The organism is Flagellimonas aurea, assembly GCF_017313785.1.
In the GTDB taxonomy this organism is placed as follows: domain Bacteria; phylum Bacteroidota; class Bacteroidia; order Flavobacteriales; family Flavobacteriaceae; genus Flagellimonas; species Flagellimonas aurea.
This window is the reverse complement of sequence record NZ_JAFLNL010000009.1, coordinates 118,632-145,287: the sequence shown is the minus strand read 5'-3', so window position 1 is coordinate 145,287 and position 26,656 is coordinate 118,632. Positions and strand designations below refer to the sequence as shown.

Here is a 26,656-nt window from a genome sequence, read left to right as displayed (position 1 = left end):
TATCCCCCGACCTTCATACGTAAACTCAAAAGCACCATCCGTAAACTTATGCCATGCCGCTTTTCAATTTTAAGTATCTTGCTTTCAGATTAACTTTTGAATAAAAAACACTAGTCTTCTCATGTCTCGATCCTACAAAACCATTCTTATTGCCCTACTTGTTCTAGTTGCATCTTGCAAAAAAAAGGGCGGCTCAGAAACCGATAATCTTTTCAAGTTCAAGGATTACATCAGTTATCACACCAACGGCAATCAAAGTATTTCTACTCCAATTACCATTGCGTTGGCCCAACAATTGGAACAGTTTGAACTGACCCAAGAACTTCCCAAAGAATATTTGGAGATTTCTCCTAAGGTTGATGGCAAACTCATCATTGAAAACGGAAGGGAACTCACCTTTCAACCAACGGAATATTTAAAACCAAATACGGAATATACTGTTAGCCTGAAGCTCAACAAACTCTTCGAGGATATAAAAAGTGAGTTTAAGACGTACACCTTTAGTTTTAAGACCATTGCGCCAAATTTCAAAATCAATCTAGGAGATTTACAGTCCTACAGCAAAGATTGGCAATACCTCACGGGTACCTTGGATGCTTCGGATGTTTTGGAAGCATCCAAAATAGAAACGGTACTTTCCGTAAAGCAAGGAGATAAAACTATCCCCGTGAAATGGGACAATATTTCGGAAAACGCACAGTACTTCAGTTTTAAAATTGACAGCATTTCCAGAAAAACCGACGATAGCGAACTTATTATCAATTGGACAGGCGATGCATTCAATATTGACAATAAAGGCTCGGAAAATTATACGATTCCTGGCAAAAACAAATTTGTGATTATTGATGCCAAGACCACATCATCACCCAATGCTGTACTTACCCTAAATTTCTCCGAACCATTAAAACAGGATCAAAACCTAAATGGTTTGGTCACCATTGAAAATGCGGAAAGCGTTCGATATGAAATCAACGGCAACGTTTTAAGCGTCTACCCGGCCAATCGCATTTTAGGTGAGGTGCGCATCAATGCCTATCAAGGAATAAAAAGTGAATATGGTTTCACGTTGAAAAATGACTTTTCCGAACTGGTCTCTTTTGAGCAGCTCAAACCGGCGGTTCGATTGATTTCCAAAGGAACCATTCTCCCCAATGCGTCATCCACGCCCATTTATTTTGAAACCGTCAACCTTGCTGCCGTTGAAGTTCGTGTAATTCAAGTGTATCAGGACAATATGCTCCAGTATCTCCAAAACTATGATTTGACCGAAAGTTACAGCCCCGATTTTAGACCCGTTGGACGCAGGGTAGCCTACAAAGTGATTCCGCTCACAAAAGACGGCAACCAAAATTCCAGCTACTGGCAGGCCCACGGTCTCGATTTGTCGAAGTTGATAAAAATAAACCCCGGTTCGTTGTATCGGGTGGAGTTTAGTTTTAAGAAAGAACATACCACTTACGATTGTGGGGATAACGCTGAAACCGAAGAACCAACCACCGATTATGCTTTGGAGCAAAGCTCCGATGAAGCCTCCGAAGAAGAGCGCTATTGGAACAATGAAATCTATAATTACAGAAACTATGACTACAATTGGGAAGAACGGGACAACCCTTGCCACTCTGCATACTACAACTACGAAAGAATAGCAGCGACCAATTTATTGGGTAGCGATTTAGGGCTTATCGTTAAAAAGGGAAGCAACCGCTCCCATCACTTTGCCGTAACCAACTTACTCACCACCCAACCCGTGTCAGGAGCCAGAATAAAACTCTACAACTATCAACAGCAATATATCGGCGAGGTTACAACCGATCCACAAGGTCTTTCCGTTTACGATAGCGACAAGGGCATTGCCTTTGCGGTGGCAGAACATAACAACAATTTTGCCTATGCAAAACTAGCGGATGGAAATGCATTGTCCCTGAGTAAATTTGATGTCTCCGGGGAGGAGCTGCAAAAAGGATTGCAAGGTTATTTATATACCGAAAGAGGCGTGCACAGGCCCGGAGATGTTATTCACTTGACCTTTGTTTTGGATGACAATGCCAACCCTTTGCCCAAAGGGCATCCCGTAGCTTTGGAAGTCAGTGATGCACGTGGTAAACTGGTGCAACGTCATGTTTTAAAAGAAGGCAGTATTCCCGTTGCCGATGGTCTGTACGCAAAAAAAGAAAAGAATTTCTACTACTTCCCCATTCCAACTGAAGCTACCGCCCCCACTGGAAACTGGTCTGCCAAAGTAATTGTGGGAGGTGCACAGTTCAGTAAAACCCTGAAAGTGGCCACGGTAAAACCTAACCGATTAAAAGTGGATTTCGCTTTTGATGATGAAGTATTGGAGGCAAATTCCTTCAATAGAGGAAAAGCAGAAGTAAAATGGTTACATGGCGCTCCTGCACGCAACCTTAAAATAGACATCAATGCCACCTTGAGCGAGACTTCCACAGCATTTCCCAAGTACAAAGGTTATGTTTTCCAAGACCCTGTACGCACCTTCAACCAAACTGAACTGCAATGGATATCATCAAACTTGGACGCCAATGGTGTACTCGATATCAATAAAAAAATTGATGTGAACGGCAATGCCCCAGGAATGTTGCAAGCCACCTTTACCACAAAAGTGTTTGAAGGAGGTGGCGATTTCTCCATAGATGTGTTCTCCAAAAACTTGGCGCCATTTTCAAATTTTGTGGGACTTCGTTCTCCCGACCCAAAACAATACGGCTCTTTCTTGACCGATGACAACAACACCTTTGATGTGGTTACCGTAGATGCGCAAGGAAATCCATCAGGCAATCGAAAACTAAAAGTACAGGTATTTGAAATTGAATGGCGCTGGTGGTGGAACCGCGGGTACGACAATTTATCACGTTATGAAAATGCCACCGTGCATCGACCTTTCAAAGAAATGGAAGTGACCACGGGAAGCGATGGAAAGGCCAATTTCAACATTAATGTTCCTGATGAGCAGGGCGGACGTTACCTCATCCGTGTGATGGATGAAGTTTCCGGTCATGCAACGGGACGTACAGCCTATTTTTACCGTAATTGGTGGCGTAGACCAGCATCCGCAGATGCCGAGAGTTCCAAAATTTTGATTTTCTCTACCGACAGGGAAAAATATAGCCTTGGGGAAGAAGCAACGGTCACTTTCCCATCAGATAAAGGCGGCCGTGCCTTGATTAGCATCGAAAACGGTACAGAGGTACTCTCCCAACAATGGATAGAAACTTCAGCCAAAGAAACTCGCGCCACCATTCCGATTACCGCAGAAATGGCTCCGAATGCCTACGTGAACATTTCCTTATTGCAACCACACAGTCAAGTTAAGAACGATTTACCCATCCGATTGTACGGTGTTGTTCCACTTTTGGTGGAAAATCCAGCCACATTCTTGGAGCCACAAATCAGCATGCCCGATGTCCTGCAACCAGAAACATCGTACAAGGTCACCGTGTCCGAAGCCAACAAAAAACCAATGACCTACTCGTTGGCCGTGGTAGATGATGGCCTTTTAGACTTGACACGTTTTACCACTCCCGATATTCACAGTTCGTTCTATGCCAGACAAGCTCTGGGCGTGAAGACTTTCGACATTTTTGACGATGTTATGGGAGCCTATTCCGTGAGTGTGGACAATATCTACGCCATCGGTGGTGGCGGCATTGGAGCTGGCGCCAAAAACCGAAAGGCACAACGCTTTAAACCCGTCGTTACCTATTTGGGTCCGTTTACCTTGAAAGCAGAGGAAAAAGCATCACATACCATTGATATGCCGAACTATGTAGGTTCGGTCCGAACTATGGTCGTTGCAGGGAATCCGAACAGTGCTTACGGAAATGCTGAAAAAACAACCCCAGTACGCAAACCTTTGATGGTGCTGACCTCCATTCCACGAAAATTATCTCCTGGGGAGACCGTGACGATTCCTGTGACGGTATTTGCAATGGAATCCAAAGTAAAAAATGTAAAGGTCAATATTGATGCAGGAAAAGCATTGGAACCCATCAACGGTACTTCCAAGAACATTACGTTCGATGCGGTTGGGGAGCAAATTGTCAACTTTGATTTTAAAGTCAACCCAACATCATCTTTCCAAACCATAAAAGTTACCGCTACGGGGGGTGACGAAAGCGCATCCAACGAGACCGAAATCGATGTGGAAAATCCAAATCCTGTAACCACCAAAAGTGAATTGTACACGCTCGACCCAAATGGTGCTCAGACCATCACAATGGAAACTTTTGGCACATCGGGCACCAATGAAGCATTCATAGAATTCTCTACGCTTCCACCGATGGATTTCTCCAAACGAATGGATTATCTGTTGCGCTACCCACACGGATGCGTGGAGCAAACCACTTCCGCAGCATTCCCTCAATTGTTCTTGGCAGATGTATTGGACATCACTTTTGATAAAAAGAAGGAGATTGAGAAAAATGTAAAAGCTGCCATTGACCGACTTAGCGATTTCCAAATTCCCAATGGCGGATTAAGCTACTGGCCAGGTTACGGCAATGCCGATGATTGGGGAACATCCTACGCCGGGCATTTTATGTTGGAAGCCAAAAAAGAAGGATACCAACTTCCGTTGACATTCTTGAGCAATTGGTTGAGATACCAAAAGAATGCAGCGCGTCAATGGAGTAACCAAAGTACCTATTACAACGATGATGTTTCACAAGCATATCGATTGTACACATTGGCCTTGGCACAACAACCCGAACTGGCCGCAATGAACCGTTTACGCGAAACCGCAAACCTTAGCAATGAAGCCAAATGGAGATTGGCCGCTGCTTATGCCCTTGTTGGGAAAAAGGAGGTGGCAGAAGCCATCGCTCAAAAGGCAAACATCAACTTTAAACCCAATAACTACAATTACAGAACCTATGGTTCGGTTTTCAGAAACCGTGCCATGGCGCTGGAAACCATGGTGATTTTGGGTGACCCGCAACAAAGGGAACTGGCCGTTTCCTTGGCCAAAAATTTATCATCACAGCAATGGTATAGCACCCAAGAAACAGCTTTTGCTCTCTTGGCTTTGTCCAAAATGGTGATGAAGAATGGGGGAAGGTCCATCGACCTTACCTTTACCAACAATGGAAAGAACATTAATGTCAAAACCGATAGGGCCATAGCACAGCGGGAACTTTCCGTGACTTCCTTTAAAGAGGAATTCGAACTGAAAAACAATCAAGGAAACATCATTTACGCGACCCTTACCCAAACTGGAAAATTACCCGTTGGCGAAGAGTTGGCACAACAGCAAAACCTAAGGTTGTCCGTGAACTACCAAGACCCATTGGGCAATTCCGTCAATATAAATGAACTGAGACAGGGAACAGAATTCGAAGCAAAAGTGACCATCTTCAACAGTTCCGATGATTACATTGACAATGTGGCCCTGACGCACATTGTGCCCAGCGGATGGGAAATTGTGGACACCTCTTTTGTAAGCGGGGACAATGAAAATGCATCCAAAGCGGATTATGTAGATACACGGGACGACCGAACGCATCTATATTTTGATTTGGACGCTAAAAAATCAAAGGTCTTCACCATCAAATTGAATGCATCGTTTTTGGGTGACTATTATTTGCCAGGTGCCCAAGCTGAAGCGATGTACGACAACAACTACCAAGCCCGGAACAAAGGACAGTGGGTCAAAATAGTTCAGTAATGTTGAATGATTGAGTTTTTATCGCCAGTAAAAAAATACATTGCCAACCATAAGATCAAAATAGGTGTATTTGGCACCCTATTGATTTTATGGTTGTTTTGCTTGCCCAAAAACCTGTTCAAGGATCCTACATCCACAGTGGTGAACAGCTCCGATGGTGCCCTAATCGGAGCACGCATAGCCGATGACGGTCAGTGGCGATTTCCACAGATTGATTCGGTTCCCGAACGTTTCAAGCAGAGTATTTTGCTTTTTGAAGATGAGTATTTTTATCGGCATCCAGGCTTCAATCCTATTTCAATCATAAAAGCCATCGGGCACAATCTCACCAAAGAAACACGAAGAGGTGGCAGTACCATCACACAGCAAGTGATACGGTTAAGCAGAAAAAACCAAAGTCGAACCTATTGGGAAAAACTCATAGAGGTTTTTATGTCCACTCGTTTGGAGTTGCGCCACTCCAAGGAAGAAATTTTAAAGCTCTACGCTTCTCACACACCCTACGGCGGCAACGTAGTGGGATTGGAAACGGCAGCTTGGCGCTATTTTGGCATTCCCGCCCACGAACTGAGCTGGGGACAATCGGCCGCTTTGGCCGTTTTGCCCAATGCCCCGGCACTTATTTTCCCTGGGCGAAACGAACGGGCCTTTTTGGACAAGCGAAACCGGTTATTGAAGAAGTTATGGGAAAAAGAAATCATTGATGAAACAACTTACGAATTGGCGATAGCCGAACCACTCCCACAAAAACCTTTCCCTTTGCCCGATGTAGCACCGCACCTTACCGAGCGCATCCGAAACGAGCATCCTGGCCAGCGTGTGACCACTTCGCTGCAACGACCCTTGCAGCAGCGGTTGAACCTTTTGGCAGAACGACATTATCGGCAATTGCAAAGCAATGAAATCCATAATCTGGCCATTCTAGTGCTGGATGTTGAAACCCGAAAAGTGCTCGGGTATGTAGGTAATTCACCTTCGGATGAGACACATGCCAATTATGTGGATATCATCACTAAAAAAAGAAGTACGGGGAGTACGTTGAAGCCTTTTTTGTTTGCTTCTTTGTTGGACGAGGGCCAATTGTTGCCTCATAGCCTTGTAGAGGACGTTCCAACAGTAATCAACGGATACAATCCCCAAAACTTTGATTTAAAACATGTGGGCGCCGTACCTGCAAGCAAAGCCTTATCACGTTCGTTGAATGTACCTGCTGTTCGATTGTTGCGGGAGTATGGGCTTCAAAAATTCTACAATAAGCTCAACAAAATGAAGATGGAGTCTTTGGATAAGCCTTCATCGTATTATGGGCTATCCTTGATTCTCGGGGGCGCGGAAAGTTCCCTTTGGGAAGTGACCTCCACCTATGCTTCTATGGCATCTTCTTTAAATTATTTTTTGACCCATTCCAGCACGTACCGCAATAAAGAATTTACGGAAGCCACCTATCTACAAAATGAGACCAAAGATTTTGGTAGGGAACAATTTGACCCTTTGGTTTTTGGAGCAGGTTCCATTTACAGCACATTTCAATCCATGTACGAGGTCAACAGACCCGAAGGTGACGAAAATTGGCAGTTTTTTGATTCCTCCCAACCCATTGCATGGAAAACTGGCACCAGTTTTGGTTTTAAGGATGCGTGGGCAGTTGGGGTTACGCCAAAATATGCCATTGGGGTTTGGGCGGGCAATGCCGATGGCGAGGGCAGACCTGGACTAACAGGAATTACCGCAGCTGCTCCATTGTTATTTGATGTACTGGATGCGCTACCACAGAGCGGTTGGTTCCAAGAACCTTTTGATGACCTTATTGAGCTGGAGGTATGTGCACAGAGTGGGTATCGTGCTTCGGTGTATTGTGATGATATCAAGAAAGAATGGGTGCCTACACACGGAACACGAAGTGGTCCGTGCCCCTATCATCAGCAGGTTTTTTTAGATGCTTCGGAACAGTATAGAGTAAACTCCGAATGTTACCCTCTGGAAGATATGGTCGCCAAGAATTGGTTGGTATTCCCTCCTATTTTGGAATATTATTACGCTTCTTCGAATCCCAACTATAAACCTTTGCCCCCTTATTTGGAAGGTTGTTCTGCTTTGGAAAACAATTTGATGGAGTTCATTTACCCAAAAAGAAATGAAACCGTACTACTCCCAAAGGATTTGGGCGAAAAAAGTATGGAAATCATTCTCAAACTGGCTCATCAACAATCCAACGCTATCATTTATTGGTATTTGGATGAATTATTTATTGGCAAGACAGAGAATTTCCATGAGCTGATTCTACCCATCGAAGCCGGTGAGTATATGCTCACAGCCGTGGACAATCAGGGCAATCGAATTCAGCAATTGGTGAAAGTACGCTCAGCTTCGGGCGAATAATTATTTCTTCCGCATAAAAATGGTCATTGGAACTCCGGTAAAATCGAAATTCTCCCTGATTTTGTTCTCCAAAAATCTTTTATAGGGGTCCTTCACATATTGGGGCAGGTTGCAGAAAAAGGCAAATTGCGGATATGGTGTGGGCAATTGCGTGCAGAATTTGATTTTTACGTACTTCCCCTTAGTTGCCGGCGGCGGCGTTTTTTCAATAATGGGAAGCATGATATCGTTCAATTTACGCGTTGGTATTTTTTTGGAACGGTTTTTATAAACATCCACCGCAGTTTCAATGGCCTTATAGATTCGCTGCTTGTTCAACACCGAGATAAAAAGAATAGGAACATCTTCAAAAGGTGATATTATTTCGTGAATGGCCTTTGTATATTCCTTTACGCTATTGGTCTCTTTTTCCACTAGGTCCCATTTGTTCACCAAGATTACAATACCTTTGTTGTTGCGCTGGGCGAGCCAAAATATGTTCTGTACCTGTCCATCAAAAACTCTGGTCGCATCCATCATCAAAATACATACATCACAGTATTCAATGGCCCTCACGGAACGCATAACGGAGTAAAACTCCAAGTCTTCCTTTACTTTGGACTTTCTTCGGATACCGGCCGTGTCCACCAAATTAAACTCAAATCCAAAACGATTGTATTTGGTATCGATACTATCGCGGGTAGTACCGGCAATATCGGTCACAATGTATCTATCCTCACCTATCAACGCATTGATAAAGGATGACTTACCTGCATTGGGTCTTCCCACTACCGCAAAGCGAGGGAGTTCGCTTTCTTCTTCCTTTTCATCGGGCAATACCTCAACAAGGGCATCCAATAATTCCCCGGTACCACTACCGTTGATACTTGAAAGCGTATAATATTCACCCAATCCCAAAGAATAGAACTCTACGGCATCGGCCATACGTTGCGTATTGTCCACCTTATTTACGGCCAAAAATGTGGGTTTGTCCACCCTGCGAAGTAGCTTGGCCACATCTTCATCCATTCCGGTTACGCCGGACTCCACGTCAACCATAAAAATGATGGCATCGGCCTCATCGATGGCCAACTCTACTTGTTTATCGATTTCCTTTTCGAAAACATCGTCGCTACCCAAGACGTAACCACCGGTATCGATAACGGAAAACTCTTTGCCGTTCCAGTCACTTTTACCGTAATGACGGTCACGTGTTACACCGCTTACGGCATCCACAATCGCCTCACGGCGTTGAATAAGTCGGTTGAAAAAAGTGGACTTCCCAACATTGGGTCTTCCTACAATGGCTACGATAGCTCCCATCAGGTTTAATTTTTGGCAAAAGTACCATTTATTATGAAGAAAAAATGATACCTTTTTTCATCATTTTCAAATGATTATGAGCGACTTGACCAACGAGATAGTTTTACGGCCTCGTTTTCGCGTGTCCCTAAGAGCAAATTTAGAACAATTGGAGTCCATTTTTGATTCGGCTTCAGCTGATTCCTTATTGATCAAAAGACTGGATGAACATATTTTTGTCAAGTTCAGAAAGGCGGAAACTACCTTTTGGACACCCCAACTTCATTTGGAACTATCGTCGTTCGAGGAGGGTGTCAGCAATATTCGTGGCGTCTTTGGCCCCAATCCCACGCTTTGGACCTTTTTTATGTTCCTCCATTTTGGTGTGGGCACCATTTTTATCATCATGGGAATTTTTGCCTATTCCAATTATTCTTTGGGCAAGGATGTTACCTTCTGGTTGGTGGGCATGTTCTTATTAGTAGTGATTTGGTTTGCCCTCTATGCCTTCGGCCGTTTGGGAAAATCGAAAGGAAAAGACCAAATGGAACAGTTGAAAAAATTCGTTCGGGACACTATTGCGCCTTTTGAACAAATCAATAACGATGCCTAGCCATTGTACCCAAATCTCCTAAGCTGCTGGGAGTTGCTTCGCCAGTTCTTGTTCACTTTTACATATAGTTCGATATGAACTTGTTTGGCAAAGAACTTTTCGAGGTCTTTACGGGCTTCCACCCCTACTTTTTTAATGGCGGCGCCCTTATGCCCGATAATGATTCCTTTTTGGGTATCGCGCTCCACCATGATCACCGACCGGATTCGAATGATGTCCTCATCTTCAAAAAACTCCTCGGTCTCCACCTCCACAGAATAGGGAATCTCCTTTTTATAGTATAGTAAGATTTTCTCACGGATGGTCTCGTTCACGAAAAAACGCTCTGGTTTGTCCGTCATTTGGTCCTTTGGGTAATACGGCGGAGCCTCGGGCAACAATTCTAAAATACGATTGAACACCTCAGTTACATTAAAATTTTCCAAAGCGGATATGGGATGAATTTCTGCGCTGGGTAATTGTTCCTGCCAATACTGCATCTGCTCTTCCAATATTTGTTGGTCGGATTTATCAATTTTGTTGAGAAGGAGCAAGACTGGGATTTTGCTGTTCTGCAATTTTTTGAAGAAATTTTCGTCTTTGAGCGCTTTCTCTCCTATTTCAACCATATAGAGCAGCACATCGGCATCCTCGAAAGCGGATTTTACAAAATCCATCATGGAGGTTTGCAGCTCATAGGCCGGTTTGATGATGCCTGGGGTATCGGACAAAATCACTTGGAAATCATCTCCGTTGACAATCCCCAAAATACGATGACGCGTGGTCTGAGCCTTGGAGGTGATAATGGACAGTTTCTCCCCAACAAAGGCATTCATCAATGTAGACTTGCCCACATTGGGGTTTCCTATAATATTTACAAATCCTGCTTTATGCGCCACCGTTCTTTCTTTTTTCAAAATATTGTTTGGATGCTGCGTTCACCTTTGGTGAAAGGTACAACACAGCGATCATATTTGGAATGACCATCAATGCATATGATAGGTCAATCAAGTTTTTTACCAATTTCAATGATGCCACTGCGGCAAAAACAATCATCACTATAAAAAATACATTGTACCACTTTCCGATTTTGGCATTCGTCAAAAATGACAAACTTTTCACCCCATAATACGAATACGTAAATAGGGTCGACAATGCAAAAGCTGCCACGATCACCATCAAGAGCACATCCCCGATTCCGTACAACGTCGTTTCAAAGGCGGACATCGTCATGGTTATTCCACTGCCATCCTCAAGATAGGCTCCGCTCAAAATAATGACCACCGCGGTAAAGGTACATACTAAAATGGTATCTATAAATGGACCCAACATGGCAACGAGGCCTTCTTTTGCAGGTTCGTCGTTTCGGGACTGCCCGTGATACATAGGTGCACTACCGAGACCGGCTTCGTTGGAGAACATGGCCCTACGGACCCCCACGATTACGAGGCCCCAGAATCCGCCCGTAACGGCGGTATCGAAATTCCAAGCTTCGACCAAAATCATTTTAAGGGCAGGCCAAACTTCCCCTGCATGGCTAGCCATCACAAAAATGACCGCCAACAGATAAATTCCCACCATAAAAGGCACAATGGCAGACGCTACTTTGGCAATTTTGTTCAGTCCGCCAAAAATTACGATGGATGTGATGATGGCCAGAAAAAAGCCTATTCCCAACTTCCAATTGTATTCGCTTGTAGCAAAAAGAGTTTCATGTGGTTGCACAACGCCCATAAATGCTTCGGTAAATTGATTGGCGGTAAATACCCCCAAAAACCCAAACAGCCCACAAATACTAAAAAAGATGGCCATGGGCTTTGCCCAATTCCCCATTCCTTGTGTGATATAAAACATAGGCCCTCCTTGCATGTGACCATCGGAATCTGTTCCACGGTACATAATGGCCAAGCTCCCTGAATAGAATTTGATGCCCATGCCCAAAAGTGCGGTCATCCAAATCCAGAATACAACGCCCGGTCCCCCATCATGAATGGCAATGGCCACTCCGGATATGTTTCCCAATCCTACCGTTGCCGCTACTGCTGCCGATAATGCTTGAAACGAACTTACATCCCCTTTTGCATTTTTGTCATCGTACTTTCCCGAGACCACGGCAATGGCATGACCAAAATGGCGGAAGGGTGCAAATTTGGAGTAAAAAGCTAAAAACAGCCCACCACCAATAAGCAAAATGAACATGGGCCACTCGGTGTAGGGCAAAAGTGAAGATATAAAATCGTTGATTGCGTCCATAAGGTAAAAACGGCCAATTTATGGATTTTGAGCGGGATAGACGTTAAGTAAAAAGGAATATTAGGTTTAAGTTTGGAAATGATGAAAAAAGGGTTGTATATTTGCCGTCCACATCGCGGGGTAGAGCAGTAGGTAGCTCGTCGGGCTCATAACCCGAAGGTCGCTGGTTCGAGTCCAGTCCCCGCTACTAGAAATTAGAGAAGCCGAGGAAAATTTTCCTCGGCTTTTTTTATGCAATCTTCCAAAACCTACGTCCTTACAGGTGTTTCAAGAGTAAACTTTTATCGGGGCTTACCTACTTTAATAGTTTGTTAACGTTTTTAACACGGTATTTTCATAAATTGTTAATACTAATTCATCATCAATCAAAATGAGACAATCTACTAACTATATTGTCTTACTGTTTCTATGGCTAAACCTCACGTTTGCCTACGGCCTTATCGTAAACAGCGGTTATGGTGGTTTTCCTGTACCCACAGCAGAAACCTTCAAAGACTCATTGGATTGGGCAGACTATTATTTCAATATTCACCGATTTGAAGAGGCCGTTCCTTTATATCAAAAGAATCTTGATGTTACCAATCAAGAGGATAAAATACACATTTTGAAAAAGTTGGCCCTTAGTCAGGCTGCATTGAATAAACCAGAAGAATCAATTGGATATATATACGATTATTTCAAAATCGATTTTCAGCCCACTTTTTTATTGCACGAGGATTTTGACGGAATTCGAGACAACCAGGAGTTTCAAAAATTGTCAGGCACTGTTTTGCCAAAAATAAATACGTGGTCCATATTCTACTTTATTGTTTCACTCATTGGGTTCTACGTAACGTTCATGCTGGTCATCAATAAAAAAATTGATAAACAGGCTAGAAATCTTATTGCCACATTTGTTTTTATCCATTCCCTGTTCATTCTGAATATATGCGTCAACCAGACCAATTATGTATTCGTGTTTCCCCACACCTATTTGATGTCGACCTGGTGTTCCTTTTTATATGGGCCCCTGCTTTTTCTATATTTTAAAAGGGTGTCAAAGTCATCGGATTTGGATAGAACGGATTTGTGGCACTTTCTGCCGACAGTAATTCTGACTATTTATCTCATATTCACAATTTATGGGTTTTCCGGGATAGAAAAAGTCAACCAAATGTTACAAAGGCTGGAAGAAGGTTTAAATCCAGGGGATTCAACCAAACTAGTGCTGATGGTTGCACTCAAATCCTTATCCTTGGGGATATATGCTTTTTTTGTGCACTTGATCTTGAGCAAGAATACCTCCGAACTGAGCAAAAAGACGAGGACTTGGCAAAGGAACATTTATTTGATACATGTTAGCTATGTTGCCGTCTACCTTATATATGGTGCGTACATTATTACCGGGAACAATAGCGGAATCCTTTATCATGCACCCATTGTTCTTTTAAGCACCATGGTATTATATGTGGGATATGCCGCCAATGTTCAGCCCGATGTGTTCAGTGGACGATATGCCTATACCAACCCTCTTTTTCCGAAATATGTAAAGTCCGGGCTAACGGATAGTTTATCGCAAGAGCTGAAACAGCAGTTGAGCGACCTGTTCCGCAATGAAAAATTGTACAGGAAAAGCGATATCAATTTGGATATGGTCGCTGAAAAATTGGACACTACGCGCCACAATGCTTCGCAACTCATCAATGAGCACTTTAATATGAGCTTTCGTGAATTTGTAAATTCCCATCGTATTCAAGAAGCAAAGGAACTGCTTGCTCAAGAAAATGAACTGAACATTATTGATGTTGCCTACGAGGTCGGCTACAACAACAAAGTCTCTTTCAATAAAGCTTTTAAGAAAGATACCCAACTCACTCCCAGCGAATACCTCAATGCCCTAAAACAAGGGTAAAATCTTATCGGGAACACCTAAAAACATTGGTTTTCTGGTTAACTAGTAGTCATCAATCAAAAATCATCAATCAATGAGACAACTACTAAAACAATTCGTTGTGAAGTATGTTGGGGGCCATGAACGGACTTTGGACCCAACGGACAGTCATGAAAAGTACAAAAAGTCCGGATTAACCGAGGAGGAAGCTGTTTTGATTCGAAGGAAAATCAAAAATGCCTTTGATGAAAACAAGATCTACCGGAACAATACCCTTTGCCTCGATGATCTTTCTGATCATATTAAGGAAAATAGGTACAAGGTTTCACAGGTCATCAATACGTTCTTCTCCAAGAATTTCTATTCATTCTTGAACGAATATAGAATAGAAGAAGCTAAAGACCTATTGGTCGAAGACCCCTCTCTCAGTGTAAAGGCAATTATGTATGAAGTTGGTTTTAACAGTAAAAACAGCTTTTACAGCGCCTTTAAGAAAACCACCGGGTATAGCCCCAACGATTACCGAACTGCAGTAAACACCGGTTTCGATAGGCAACAAGAAATGCAGATGGCATAGTAGCGGACTCTAAATCGTTTAGAGCTATTCCCACAAAACCTCTTGGAACATCAAGAGGTTTTTTAATACTTCATTATCAAATTGTTATAAAACACATCATAAGTTGTTAAAAACAGTCCTTCCCCAAGGGCTTCCATTTTTTTGAGGTTCTAGCCGTTTAAAAAGTACCCTCTCCTACACACTTATAAGTTGATTTGTTGTGCAATTGTAAAGGTAGGGCGGTGAGAGGCTCTACTTCTTAAAAAGACAAAATCCATTGAGTTTTGTTCACTTCCCAGAAGTATTATTTGAATTAGCTATCAATTTCCTAGCGCCGTCCACCTTTCTCAGTTGCACTAACTCATTTCAAATTACTAACAAAACTTTATTCGTATGAAAGTAAAGAAACTGTTTGGAGCGCTACTGGCCATTTGCTTATCCATTGCATTTGCCCACGCTCAAGAAAAAACGGTTACCGGTACGGTCACCGACCAAGACGGGGTACCCTTGCCCGGTGTCAACATTGTTGTGAAAGGCACCGTTAAGGGAACTCAGTCCGATTTTGATGGCAACTACGCCATTGAAGCCAACGAAGGAGATGTCCTTGTATTCTCCTATTTAGGACAGCGAACACTTGAGAGAAGCGTAGGTGCAGCTAGCGTTTTGAACGTGCAAATGGAGGAAGACGCATCGCAACTGGAAGAAGTAGTGGTCACCGCACAAGGTATAGTCCGGGAAAAGCGTTCCTTGGGATATTCGGTAACCACTGTGGAGTCCGACAAGGTTGAATCTCGGCCCGAAGCAGATGTAGCTCGGGTGCTCAATGGTAAAGTTGCTGGGGTAAACATCACCTCCAACAACGGTATGTCCGGTTCTGGAACCAACATAATCATTAGGGGCTATTCTTCGGCAACACAGTCCAATCAACCCTTGTTTATTGTTGATGGAATTCCTTTTGATTCTGGTACCAATACCCAGACCAACTTTTTGGATGGAAATACGGAATCCAGCCGATTTCTGGACCTTGACCCGAACAATATTGAAAGTGTAAGCGTATTGAAAGGGTTGAGTGCAACGGTACTCTATGGTAACCGAGGTAGAAATGGGGTAATACTGATCACTACAAAAGGTTCTGCCTCCGGAGATGCCCCCTCCAAAACGGAAGTTTCCGTTACACAATCCGTATTTATGTCCAATGCCGTGCTTCCAAAGTTCCAAAACAACTATGGTAGTGGATTCCATCAAGGATTTGGATTCTTCTTTAGTAATTGGGGACCGCGCTTTGACCGTACTGACGATGATGGTATTGCCACAGCAGCCCAATACATTAGAACTGGTCCAAACGGAGTGGCATTGACCAGACACCCGTTCAACTATATTGCCGACCCAACCTTAATTGCCGGTTATGAAGATTTACTGAGTGTTGAATATCCGTACCAACCCTATAACGGAGTTGAAGAATTCTTTAGAACGGGATATGTGTACAGCACCTCCGTAAATGTTCGTGGTGGTTCCGAAAAGGTAAATTTCAATGCGAATTACGGCCGTACGGAAGATATCGGGGTCACTCCTGGCAACAAGTTGCTACGTAACAACTTTAGTTTAGGAGGAAATGCGGTACTATCCAACAACTTTACCGTGTCCGGGGTCTTCAATTTTGCCAGAACAGGCTATAAATCGCCACCAAATGCCGTGAGTACAGGTAGCGGTGCCGCTTTTAATGGCTCCGCCATATTTGGTGACGTACTTTACACGCCGAGAAACATCGATTTGACCAATCTCCCATTCCAAGCAGCGGATGGCCGAAGCTTATATTATAGATCAGGTAACGATATTCAAAACCCATACTGGACCGTTGCTAACTCAAAGACCAGTCAAGAAACCGACCGATTTACCGGAAACGTTTCTATGAGCTATGCCTTGAACGACTGGATGAACCTGACATACCGGGTAGGTCTGGATACGTATACCGAATTAAACTCGTACGGGCAGAACAGAGGGGGTGTAGATGGACCTACGTTGGGAATTCTAAGAACTTCATCTGTAAGAAATTCCATTTGGAACCACGATTTGATTCTTAGTGCAGAGAAAAATCTTTCCGAAGATTTAAACCTTACCGCCACGTTGGGTGCCAATAGTCGTAGGGACACCTATGCACAGGATGGTATCGAAAGCCAAGGACAATTGGTTTTTGGAGTGCTAGAACACTATAACTTTACGACTCCATCATCTATAAACTCCTTTTCTGGGACCGACCTGAATCAAAACTTTGAGGAAAACCTAGTAGGTATTTATTTGGATGCGACGCTCTCCTACAAAGATTTATTGTACCTCAACGTAGTAGGAAGAAACGACTGGTCGTCCACATTGGAAAGAGAAAACAACTCTTTGTTTTACCCGGGAGCCAGTTTATCCTTTATTCCTACCACAGCATTTCCTGCATTGCAGGGAGATGTGCTCAACTATGCAAAACTTAGGGTCGGCTACGGTTCCTCCGCAGGCTTCCCGACTCCGTTTAACACTAGGGATGTACTCACTTTGAATTCTAGAACATTTGTGGACCTCAACGGCAACGTAGTTTCCGGAAATACCGTTTCTGATGTGCTCGGTAACCGTGATTTATCCCCAGAAAGAGTCCAGGAACTGGAAGTAGGTTTGGATACACGCCTTTTTAATAGGTTGAACTTTAATGTCAGCTTGTATCAAAAATCCACAACAGACCTGATTACCAACCGTACATTGGATAGCTCAACAGGTTTCCGCTCCACTTTCGTAAACATTGGGGAAGTAGAAACCAAAGGTATAGAAGCCGATTACGACCTTACCATACTCAGGGAAAGCGAAGCAGGCATCGGTTTTAATCTTGCAGGAAACTTTACCGCCAGTGAAACCACGGTGACCGACCTGGCTGAGGGAACCAACAACATTTTGTTGACCTTCGCCGTAGCCGGTGAAGCTGCAAACTACGCCGTGGAAGGCAGACCATTTGGGGTATTGCTCGGCAGCACCATCCAAAGAGATGATAACGGCAACAAAGTGGTAGGGCCAAATGGTAGATACCTGGTGGACAACAACATCACCGAAATTGGTGACCCAAACCCAGACTGGACCACTGCGATGATCCCGACCATCAGCTTTAAGAACTTCACCCTTTCCGCCAACTTGCAATATCGCCATGGTGGAGATGTGTATTCGGTAACAACGGCTGGATTGATAGGTCGTGGAGTTGTTGATCCTGATAATCCAATTGATAGAGAATCAAATTATATACTCCCGGGCGTTTTTGCAGATGGAAGCCCGAACAACGTGGCCATTACAGCGACCGAGTTTGGCTTCAACACCTTTTTTGGGGGAGATATCAACGAAGTAAACGTGTTTGATGGCACCACTATCAGGTTACAGGAAGCTTCATTGGGATATTCCATTCCAAAGAAAATGTTGGAAAAAACCCCTTTCGGAAGCCTATCGCTAACACTATCCGGTTCCAACCTTTGGTACAAGGCGGTGAACTTCCCTGATGACGTTCGATACGACACCAACTCATCGAGTACAGGGGTTGGCAACGGACAAGGAATTGATTTCTTCACTGGGCCATCCACCAGAAGATATGGCCTTACCGTAAGAGCATCATTTTAATCGCAGCTAACAAGAATCAGAAATATTATGAAAAAAATATCAAATATACTAAGTCTCATAATCGCTGCACTGACAGTTATGCTGGGCTGCGAGAGCACTACCTTGGATGTAGTGGAGAGCCCCAATGCATTAAATCCGTCGCAGGCGAGCGTTGATTTCTTTTTGAATCAAATACAACTAATGACCGCCCAGATTCATTCCGGTGAGGAAGGTCGTGCCGAAAATGGCCTAAGTCAATTTGGAATGGAACCCGTGAGAATACAACATGGTTTTGGCCCTACCTATCGTGAAAGTTACGATCCATCGGATTTTGATAGGGTTTGGGACAATGTGTATGCCAGAGCCTTGATAGACATTAGGACCATGAATCCTTTGGCCGAAGAAGCAGGTCAATTCACGCATATTGCCATTGGCCAAATTCTGGAAGCCTATATAATGATGTCCATGGTAGATTTCTTCGGGGACGTACCTTACTCGGAAGCGGCAATGGGCGGCGAAGGAATCTTAAATCCAACGGTTGACCCGGGAGCTTCCATTTACCAAGCGGCAGACCAATTGCTGGTAGATGCTATTGCCAATCTAAACAAAGATGAAACCTCTCTCCCATCTGACGACCTATTTTATAATGCCAATGAAGACCAATGGAAGAAAGTGGCCAATACCATGCGCTTGAAGCTATATCTTCAGACCCGTTTGGCATCTGCCGAAGGCTTTGGAGCATCCGTTTCCACTTCGCGCATCAATGAATTGATTGCGGGCAACCAACTGATTTTGGACCCTGCCGATGATTTTTTCTTTCAATGGGGTACCAATAATGCGTCTCCGGACAGTAGACATCCCTATTTTGATGCCAACTACGACGGTGCGGGACCAAGTTCAGATTTTTATACCTGTAATTATTATATGAATTTGATGGCCAACCAATATGGAGAACCTGACCCAAGGATTCGTTACTATTTCTATAGACAACAAGAAGACTTTTCTGGTGCGGATGTAGTTACTAAGGAATGTGTTACCGAAATATCACTACCTGCATGGTGGGACCCTTCCGAACCCTATTGTTTGGTTCCCGCTACCAATGGTTTAAGCGGATATTGGGGACGAAACCATTTGGACGATGACGGTATTCCACCAGATGATGCCTTTAGGACGCTGCACGGAACCTACCCAGTTGGTGGACCGTTCGATGACAACTCTTTTAGAAATGTATCCGGTTCCGGGGCAGTGAACGAGGGGCTCGTAGGTGCGGGAATATCCCCTATTTTGATGTCTTCCTATACCTATTTTATGTTAGCAGAAGCATCATTGACATTGAACACTACCGGAAGTGCAAGAGATTATCTGGAAACGGGCATACGGCAATCCATTGGCACGGTTATGGACTTTGGGGCTTCTTTGGCAGAGGGTACAGGATTTGTTCCGACCTCGACAGCCGTAGACAATCATGTTGCAGAAATATTGGCAGCCTATGATGCCGGGAACGATACGGACAAACTTCGAATTATTGTGGAGCAATACTTTATTGCTTTATGGTGCAACGGAATTGAAGCATACAATACGTATAGAAGAACAGGTCAACCCGATAACCTGACACCTGCCTTTACCACCAACGACCCAGGACCATTCCTAAGGTCTATGTGGTATTCACAGACAGCTGCGGACAGCAACACGAACATTACACAGAAAAGTGCACCAAGTACTCCCGTGTTCTGGGACACCAACCCCGATGGATTCGTTGATTGATTTAATTCTAAAAACAATACTTATGAAAAGTAACTTTAAATATATAATCGGTCTATCACTACTGATTTTGGGAATAGCGGCCTGTGAAGACGAGGACAAAAACCCACTCAACGTGTTTGAGCTGGAAGATTCGGCCGCACCTTATGTGAGGATAAAGCTGGACGAAACCATTGTTGCCAAAGGTGACTTGGCCAACTCCACTTTCTCCGGTACCGTTGATGACCCTAGTGACAATGTTGCCTCATGGGATTTGAGCGTAACTTTGGAGTCCGGCGGAGTATCTTCCGACACGGTGCCATTGGCAACAATAACAGAGTTCCCAAGCGACCTTTCCATTCCTTATACCGACATTGCCAGTGCACTGGGCATAACAGTGGATGATATCTCTGGAGGCGACTTTATCCGGTTTTTGGGAGAATCCACAGGAACGGATGGAACAGTGACCACAGTGGCCAACTATAGCGCAACCCTCACAGGACAGCCAGAACAATTGCAAGCATTTAACTTTATTGTTCTTGTTAAGTGCTCTCCCGTTTCAGGGACTACTGTACCAGGAACATGGGTAATAGAGATGCAAGACCTATATGGGGACGGATGGGACGGAGCCTTTGTAACGTTCGAGATTGATGGGGCAACCACGGACTACACATTTACCGCTGGTGATGCAGCCACTTTTAATGTAAATGTACCCGAAGGAACCAACAGTTTAGTGATTTCGTATACCAGTGGTGCATTTGAAGAAGAACACGTCTACACTATTGAAACACCCGACGGTGAAGTTCTAGGTCCTTTTGGACCGAATCCAGCTCCGTGTATCAATTGATTTTTTACATATTTGTTCAAGAAAGAGACTCGCTTCATTTGGGGCGGGTCTTTTTTTTTGATAAAAAGGTTCTTATAAATCGGGAAGAGTACTTGTTGTTGAGGATTTCCGATAAAACACAGGCATTGCCATAATTTGGTAACAGTAAAAATTAATATCCTAAAAACAGCCTTGAACCCAAAATATCCTTTCAAAAGTATTTGTTTCATTTTTTGAATGTATTTGAATTAGTCCAAACTTCAAGGCTGTTTATTCTCTTAAGGTAATTCAATATAGAATTAAGCCAATATCCTTGCTCAGGAATTAAGTGATTCCAATTACCTTTGTCCCCTTAATAAAATAAGCTTGGACAAAACTTCACGATCAACCAATAAAAAAGCACTTTTATCTCTAGCTATAGGTGGTTTCGGTATAGGCCTAACAGAATTTGTAATCATGGGAATTCTTCCCAATATTGCCGGTTCTCTTGATATTTCCATTCCTAAAGCGGGACATTTCATAGCCATCTATGCCCTTGGGGTAGTTATAGGTGCGCCCGTAATGGCAAGAATCACCAACAACCTCAATCCAAAGAAAACCTTGTTATTCTTAATGGTTTGGTTTACCATTTTCAACACATTGTCGGCCTTTTCGGGCAATTATTGGGCAATGATGCTGTTCCGTTTCCTTTCCGGGATGCCGCACGGTGCATTTTTTGGCATTGGTGCTGTGGTTTCGGGTTATTTGGCCAAACCGGGCAAAGCTGCCCAAGCCATGGCTGTTATGTTTTCAGGTTTGACCGTCGCCAATATTATTGGAGTACCGCTGGGCACATATATTGGACAGGAACTGCATTGGAGTTATTCTTTTATGTTGGTAGGGATTGCTGGTATTGCCACTTTTTGCAGCCTTTATTTCTGGATGCCCAAAGAGGGATTGGATGAGGCCGACAATTCTGATTCAACAAGTCCCTCCCCAGGATTGAGAAACAAAAAATTATGGGCTTTAATTGCCCTTACCACTGTGGGTACCGGAGGCTTTTTTGCTTGGTACAGCTACATTGCACCTTTGGTTATCAACGTAACCAAGCTTCCCGAAGCAAACGTTGGATACGTTATGATCGTAGCAGGATTCGGGATGTTTTTTGGAAATTTTTTAGGGGCGAGAATGGTAGAAACTTTCAATCCAGTAAAATCCGTGGTCATAAGCATGTTTAGTATGACGATGATTCTTCTATTAAACTCCATTTTCGCAAGTAACGATATTGCCATATATGTACTTAGCTTTATTGTCGGCGTTATTACCTTTTCCATTTCGGCACCCATCCAAATAGCCATCATAAGAGCTGCCAAGGGTGCAGAGAAACTAGGGTCGTCCATGAACCAAAGTGCTTTTAATATGGGAAATGCCTCGGGCGCATATTTTGGTGGTCTACCTATGGTTTTTGGACTAGGATTTAATTACGCCAGTGTTGTTGGCGGAGTTTTGGCCTGTATAGGTGGTGTTATAGGAATTGTGATTCTTTACATGGATAAATTATCCAAAAGAAAAAAAGAGTCTTAGTTTTGCAATGTGATAGGTCTTTTACGAAATAGCACTTTGCTTAAGGTATTTTGGGGCCTGATGAGTCTCTACCTGTTGAATATCAGTGTTGACTCGCCGGACAGGTATCCAGATTACATTCCTGAGGATTTATCCATCAACGACCAAGAGAGTATTATCGAGATTTTGGTTGAAAAGGTCCTGGGCTATGGAGATGTTTTTAAAGAATATGACGACCCTGATAAAGAAGACCATAACAGTGGTTCTAGTCTTAAAATAAAGCTTACCGTACATCAATCCGACCATTACTATTCCCGGAACCATCTGTTGATGAGCAAAAAGAAAAAGTTTCCAGATAAGAATCTTTATTTCCCTCACATGTATACGCAAAAGGATACGCCCCCTCCCGAAGTATGATTTGTTTTCTTAATCAAACCCGTCCTTTTTAACCATAAGGTTCGGGCAATTCAACATTAACATATAACAAATCAGAATACATGAAAAACATCATAAAAAAAATGATGCCGATAGTTCTATTGGCATCATCCAGTATAGCTTATTCCCAAATTAGTAATACCGAGAAAGACAGTCTTTACATAAATCAAATCGAGGAAAAAAAACAACCTGCCAAGGTGCTGCACGCAGAACCCTTATATATTGACCTGATACGTGACCTCGGTGCACGAAAAGGGGAACGGGAGTGGAACCTTGGATTGGGGCTGACAGACGAGCTCACTTTTGATTCCTACGAAGCTCTTATCGAGTACGAATGGGCCCCAATGGATAGGTTGGGCCTCGAAGTGGAGCTGCCCTTTACCTTTTATTCTCCGTTGGCGGACAATGGTGGGGTCGAAACCCCGTCCAATAGGTTGAACAGTATCAAAATTGCGACCCAATGGTCGTTCTTTGTAAACGAACGAATAGCTACCTCAATGGCCATAGGCTACATTAATGAGTTTGAACTATCCGATTTCAGAAATTTTGGCAAGCCTATGATTTCTAGAAATGTTTACAATCCGTTTTTGGTGGTCGCCAAACGTTGGGGCAACAATTTCCATTCCTTGGTGTATACCGGTCCTATCATAGTTCACGAATATGAAAGCGGTGAGGTTCACACATCCTACGATGTTAACACCAGTTTTCACTACATGATTCCTGGCACCCGGAACTTTATTGGGGTAGAGTTTAATAAAACTTGGGAGAGCAGTGATTTTGATATGACAATGCGCCCCCAAATGCGACTTGGAATCGCTGACAATTTAATGATAGGCATTATCGCGGGAGTTCCCATTAGCAGGGAGAATGAACGTTTCAGTTCATTTTTGCGACTTATTTGGGAACCAAAACATAAGTAGTCATCTTTTCATCCAAAAAACAAGGGGCTTACCACAAAAGCCCCTTGCTTTTATGTAAACAGATAAAAAGCAAGTTTTAATTGTAGTACTTATCTTTATCTTTAAAAGTTTTGATGCTTAATTAAATCGGTTCCCTTTGAGACTCCTAATCGCTTTTTTATTATTTGTATTTTCTTCAACGCTATTTGGTCAGGAGCTTCCCCCTATTAAAAATTACACCCCAAAGGAATATAATGGGGAATTCCAAAATTGGGGAATCACACAATCCCCTTCAAAGAACATTTATGTAGCCAACCATACCAGTCTTTTGGAGTTTGATGGGAGCAAGTGGCACCAATATAAATTACCTACATCTCCCGTAATTCGTTCGGTAAAAGCCATTGGTGACAAAATTTATACGGGTTCTTATCGTGAATTTGGCTATTGGACCAAAAATCCCAACGGAGAACTGACCTACACCTCTTTATCCCAAAAAATGGAAACTTCTATCACGGAGGATGAAGAGTTTTGGGAAATCGTAACCTTGGACCAGTGGGTACTCTTCCAATCCTTGGACAGAATCTACATCTATGATAAAATCGAGGATAGCTTTAAGATCATAGAGGCAAAATCGGACAAGGCAAACATGGGTATCGTAAACAACAATGTTTATTTTCAAATTGCCAGAGAAGGTTTGTTCACTATCCAAAATGGGGAACCGGAATTGGTAAGCAACGACCCTGTATTTACCAAAGAGCCCATAGTTGGGCTGTACGGTGTTGGAAATGACCTGTTAATACTTACCGAAAGTTCCAGGTTTTACAGATACGATTCGGAAAATGTCACTCCCTGGGAAACCGCCATGGATGATTTGAACATCAAACTATATAGCAGCATTCGACTGAACGATAGTTCTTTTGTACTCGGTAGTATATCCAACGGTTTTTATCACCTCTCTCCAGATGGTGAGACCATCATGCGGAACATCGACCAGGAAAAAGGATTGAACAACAATACGGTTCTATCCCTTTTTGAAGATGCTGAAAACAACTTATGGCTTGGTCTGGATAACGGAATTGCGATCGTAAACCTCTACTCCCCCTTTAATGAATATGTCGACAAATTGGGCAATCTTGGTCTGGTGTATGCTGCATTGAACCATGAAGGACACTTGTATTTGGGTACCAATCAAGGTCTGTTTTATCGTGAGTCCGCTTCGCAGGACAATTTTAGTTTGATTGATGGAACCGAAGGACAAGTTTGGAATCTTCAATTTTTGGATTCCACTATTTTCTGTGGGCACAATAATGGGACCTTCATTATCGATAAAAACCAAGCAGAGCTTATCTCAGATTACCCCGGGACATGGGGCGTAAAACCTATTAAGGGTCACAGCAACCTTTTACTCCAAGGAAATTATAATGGGTTGAGCATACTTGAAAAGGTGGAGGGAACTTGGAAATTCCGGAATGCCATCGATGGTTTCACCATTTCCAGTCGTTTTTTTGAAATGGATTCCCTTCAAATAGTTGTGGACCATGAAAAGAAAGGACTGTATTTTATTGAGCTCGACCCAAGTTTCAGAGAAGTTAAACAAGTAACCAATGTGGAACGTATCGGTCACAGTTCGAATATCTTTAGTTTTCAGGATGAACTTTATTATAAAACGAATGCTGGAATCTATAATATTGGTGGAGCAAATGACATTGTGCTGGACAGCACCATGACCCAAATGATTTTTAATCAAAATGATGAGCAGGTAAGCATCATTATTCCTGAGAACTCTGAACAACGGCTTTGGTTTTTCACAAAATACGGACTCCAATATGTTACTCAAAGCACCCTTAGCAACAAACTGAACTCTTCCCATATTTCCATTCCCCAGGACATTCGTGCAAATTTTGGGGTTTCGGGATTTGAAAACATCTCAAAAATATCCGATTTCAAATATTTGATAGGTAGTTCCAACGGGTTTGTATCCCTAGACCTTACCAAAGTAGAACCTTCCAAACAAGAGGTGCAGATAAATTCCATTTATTTCGGAGATTACCAAGCGTTGGGTTTTAAAGCTCCCAAAGACACCATAGGAGCATTTGAATATGTCAACAACAATATTAGAATCGAGTACAGTGTCCCTGAGTTTGATAAATATACCGAAGTACGGTACCAGTATAAAATGGAGAACCTGTACGAAGGTTGGAGCGAATGGTCCGAAAACACCGAGGTTACGTTCAAAAATCTTTCCTTCGGAGATTACACCTTTACCGTTAGAGCCATGGTGGGCAACAACTTGAGCGCAAATACCGTTTCTTATAATTTTACCATCCTGCGCCCATGGTACCTCTCCAATCTTGCACTTTTGATATACGTACTGACCATTGCTTTGGTGTTTATTTTGATACACAGACTTTACAATAACTATTACCAGAAAAAGCAGGAATCACTGATTAAACAGAACCGTAAAGAACTAGAGCGAAGGGAACTGGAGAAGAAAGAACGTATAGCACAAATACAGACGGAGAAACTTCAAAATGAGATTAATAGCAAGAACCGTGAACTGGCCATCTCTACCATGAGCCTGGTAAAGAAAAACAAATTTCTTTCCGCTCTAAAATCTCAACTTAAGGAGGTGCCCAACAAGGATAAGAATATTAGATCAGTCATTAGGGAAATAGACCAGAACATAAACAGCGAAGATGATTGGAAGTTTTTTGAAGACGCCTTCAACAATGCGGATAAGGACTTTTTAAAGCGAATCAAGAGTAAACACGATAGTCTAACCAATAACGATTTAAGGTTGTGTGCCTATTTAAGGCTGAATCTTTCCTCCAAAGAGATTGCACCATTGCTGAATATATCGGTAAAAAGTGTAGAAATGAAGCGCTATAGGCTCCGAAAAAAGTTCGACCTACCGCACCACGATAACCTTATAGATTACATTTTAAACTTTTAGGCGACTCTACTTTCCCACATCACAACACTACATTT

At 43.0% G+C, this 26,656-nt stretch carries 15 protein-coding genes and 1 tRNA gene; 13 read left to right on the top strand and 3 right to left on the bottom strand.

The window, feature by feature from the left end:
- The first annotated feature begins 121 nt into the window (after positions 1-121).
- Positions 122-5,680, top strand: coding sequence for an alpha-2-macroglobulin family protein (locus J0656_RS15350; RefSeq protein WP_207035438.1), 5,559 nt, complete (start codon positions 122-124; stop codon positions 5,678-5,680).
- A gap of 6 nt (positions 5,681-5,686) precedes the next feature.
- Positions 5,687-8,059: a penicillin-binding protein 1C gene (pbpC, locus tag J0656_RS15345; protein ID WP_207035436.1), complete on the top strand. Its 2,373-nt coding sequence runs from the start codon at positions 5,687-5,689 to the stop codon at positions 8,057-8,059.
- Here the strand turns inward: pbpC and der are convergent, their stop codons facing one another.
- The gene (gene der, locus J0656_RS15340) at positions 8,060-9,361 is read right to left on the bottom strand and encodes a ribosome biogenesis GTPase Der (protein WP_207035434.1); all 1,302 of its coding nucleotides are present in this window, start codon (positions 9,359-9,361) and stop codon (positions 8,060-8,062) included.
- 76 nt (positions 9,362-9,437) lie between these two features.
- On the opposite strand from der, the gene J0656_RS15335 reads away from it, so the two are divergent.
- On the top strand, positions 9,438-9,953 hold the full coding sequence (locus J0656_RS15335; protein ID WP_207035432.1) for a GTP-binding protein: 516 nt from the start codon (positions 9,438-9,440) through the stop codon (positions 9,951-9,953).
- Here the strand turns inward: J0656_RS15335 and era are convergent.
- Positions 9,950-10,831: a GTPase Era gene (era, locus tag J0656_RS15330; protein WP_207035541.1), complete on the bottom strand. Its 882-nt coding sequence runs from the start codon at positions 10,829-10,831 to the stop codon at positions 9,950-9,952. The genes J0656_RS15335 and era overlap by 4 nt on opposite strands.
- On the bottom strand, positions 10,821-12,185 hold the full coding sequence (locus J0656_RS15325; protein ID WP_207035430.1) for an alanine/glycine:cation symporter family protein: 1,365 nt from the start codon (positions 12,183-12,185) through the stop codon (positions 10,821-10,823). Before J0656_RS15325 ends, era begins: the two co-directional genes overlap by 11 nt.
- Before the next feature lie 114 nt (positions 12,186-12,299).
- Between J0656_RS15325 and J0656_RS15320 the strand changes: the two genes are divergently transcribed.
- From J0656_RS15320 to J0656_RS15275, 10 genes are all read left to right on the top strand, one after another.
- Positions 12,300-12,372, top strand: a tRNA-Met gene (locus J0656_RS15320).
- A gap of 183 nt (positions 12,373-12,555) precedes the next feature.
- On the top strand, positions 12,556-14,076 hold the full coding sequence (locus J0656_RS15315; RefSeq protein WP_207035428.1) for a helix-turn-helix domain-containing protein: 1,521 nt from the start codon (positions 12,556-12,558) through the stop codon (positions 14,074-14,076).
- A gap of 73 nt (positions 14,077-14,149) precedes the next feature.
- Complete coding sequence (locus J0656_RS15310) at positions 14,150-14,632, top strand: helix-turn-helix domain-containing protein (RefSeq protein WP_207035426.1); 483 nt, start codon at positions 14,150-14,152, stop codon at positions 14,630-14,632.
- A 372-nt stretch (positions 14,633-15,004) separates the two neighbouring features.
- Positions 15,005-18,247 carry a SusC/RagA family TonB-linked outer membrane protein gene (locus tag J0656_RS15305; protein ID WP_207035424.1) on the top strand — a complete coding sequence of 1,081 codons (3,243 nt, stop codon included), beginning with the start codon at positions 15,005-15,007 and terminating at the stop codon, positions 18,245-18,247.
- Positions 18,248-18,274: 27 nt separating this feature from the next.
- Complete coding sequence (locus tag J0656_RS15300; protein ID WP_207035422.1) at positions 18,275-19,990, top strand: SusD/RagB family nutrient-binding outer membrane lipoprotein; 1,716 nt, start codon at positions 18,275-18,277, stop codon at positions 19,988-19,990.
- A 22-nt stretch (positions 19,991-20,012) separates the two neighbouring features.
- Positions 20,013-20,813, top strand: a complete 801-nt coding sequence (locus J0656_RS15295; protein ID WP_207035420.1) for a hypothetical protein — start codon at positions 20,013-20,015, stop codon at positions 20,811-20,813.
- Between the two features lie 345 nt (positions 20,814-21,158).
- Positions 21,159-22,355: an MFS transporter gene (locus tag J0656_RS15290; protein WP_207035418.1), complete on the top strand. Its 1,197-nt coding sequence runs from the start codon at positions 21,159-21,161 to the stop codon at positions 22,353-22,355.
- A 60-nt stretch (positions 22,356-22,415) separates the two neighbouring features.
- Positions 22,416-22,751, top strand: a complete 336-nt coding sequence (locus tag J0656_RS15285; protein ID WP_237688962.1) for a hypothetical protein — start codon at positions 22,416-22,418, stop codon at positions 22,749-22,751.
- Positions 22,752-22,831: 80 nt separating this feature from the next.
- Positions 22,832-23,689 (top strand): HAEPLYID family protein, encoded by an 858-nt coding sequence (locus J0656_RS15280; RefSeq protein ID WP_417947405.1) that lies wholly within the window; start codon positions 22,832-22,834, stop codon positions 23,687-23,689.
- A 136-nt stretch (positions 23,690-23,825) separates the two neighbouring features.
- Positions 23,826-26,621 carry a helix-turn-helix and ligand-binding sensor domain-containing protein gene (locus tag J0656_RS15275; protein WP_207035415.1) on the top strand — a complete coding sequence of 932 codons (2,796 nt, stop codon included), beginning with the start codon at positions 23,826-23,828 and terminating at the stop codon, positions 26,619-26,621.
- The last annotated feature ends 35 nt before the right edge of the window (positions 26,622-26,656 follow it).

What these genes read in the sequence shown, in the direction of transcription:
- J0656_RS15350 (WP_207035438.1), top strand. Translation starts at nt 122, where the DNA reads ATGTCTCGATCCTACAAAACCATTCTTATTGCCCTACTTGTTCTAGTT.
- pbpC (WP_207035436.1), top strand. Translation starts at nt 5,687, where the DNA reads ATGATTGAGTTTTTATCGCCAGTAAAAAAATACATTGCCAACCATAAG.
- der (WP_207035434.1), bottom strand. Translation starts at nt 9,361, where the DNA reads ATGGGAGCTATCGTAGCCATTGTAGGAAGACCCAATGTTGGGAAGTCC.
- J0656_RS15335 (WP_207035432.1), top strand. Translation starts at nt 9,438, where the DNA reads ATGAGCGACTTGACCAACGAGATAGTTTTACGGCCTCGTTTTCGCGTG.
- J0656_RS15325 (WP_207035430.1), bottom strand. Translation starts at nt 12,185, where the DNA reads ATGGACGCAATCAACGATTTTATATCTTCACTTTTGCCCTACACCGAG.
- J0656_RS15315 (WP_207035428.1), top strand. Translation starts at nt 12,556, where the DNA reads ATGAGACAATCTACTAACTATATTGTCTTACTGTTTCTATGGCTAAAC.
- J0656_RS15310 (WP_207035426.1), top strand. Translation starts at nt 14,150, where the DNA reads ATGAGACAACTACTAAAACAATTCGTTGTGAAGTATGTTGGGGGCCAT.
- J0656_RS15305 (WP_207035424.1), top strand. Translation starts at nt 15,005, where the DNA reads ATGAAAGTAAAGAAACTGTTTGGAGCGCTACTGGCCATTTGCTTATCC.
- J0656_RS15300 (WP_207035422.1), top strand. Translation starts at nt 18,275, where the DNA reads ATGAAAAAAATATCAAATATACTAAGTCTCATAATCGCTGCACTGACA.
- J0656_RS15295 (WP_207035420.1), top strand. Translation starts at nt 20,013, where the DNA reads ATGAAAAGTAACTTTAAATATATAATCGGTCTATCACTACTGATTTTG.
- J0656_RS15285 (WP_237688962.1), top strand. Translation starts at nt 22,416, where the DNA reads ATGAGTCTCTACCTGTTGAATATCAGTGTTGACTCGCCGGACAGGTAT.
- J0656_RS15280 (WP_417947405.1), top strand. Translation starts at nt 22,832, where the DNA reads ATGAAAAACATCATAAAAAAAATGATGCCGATAGTTCTATTGGCATCA.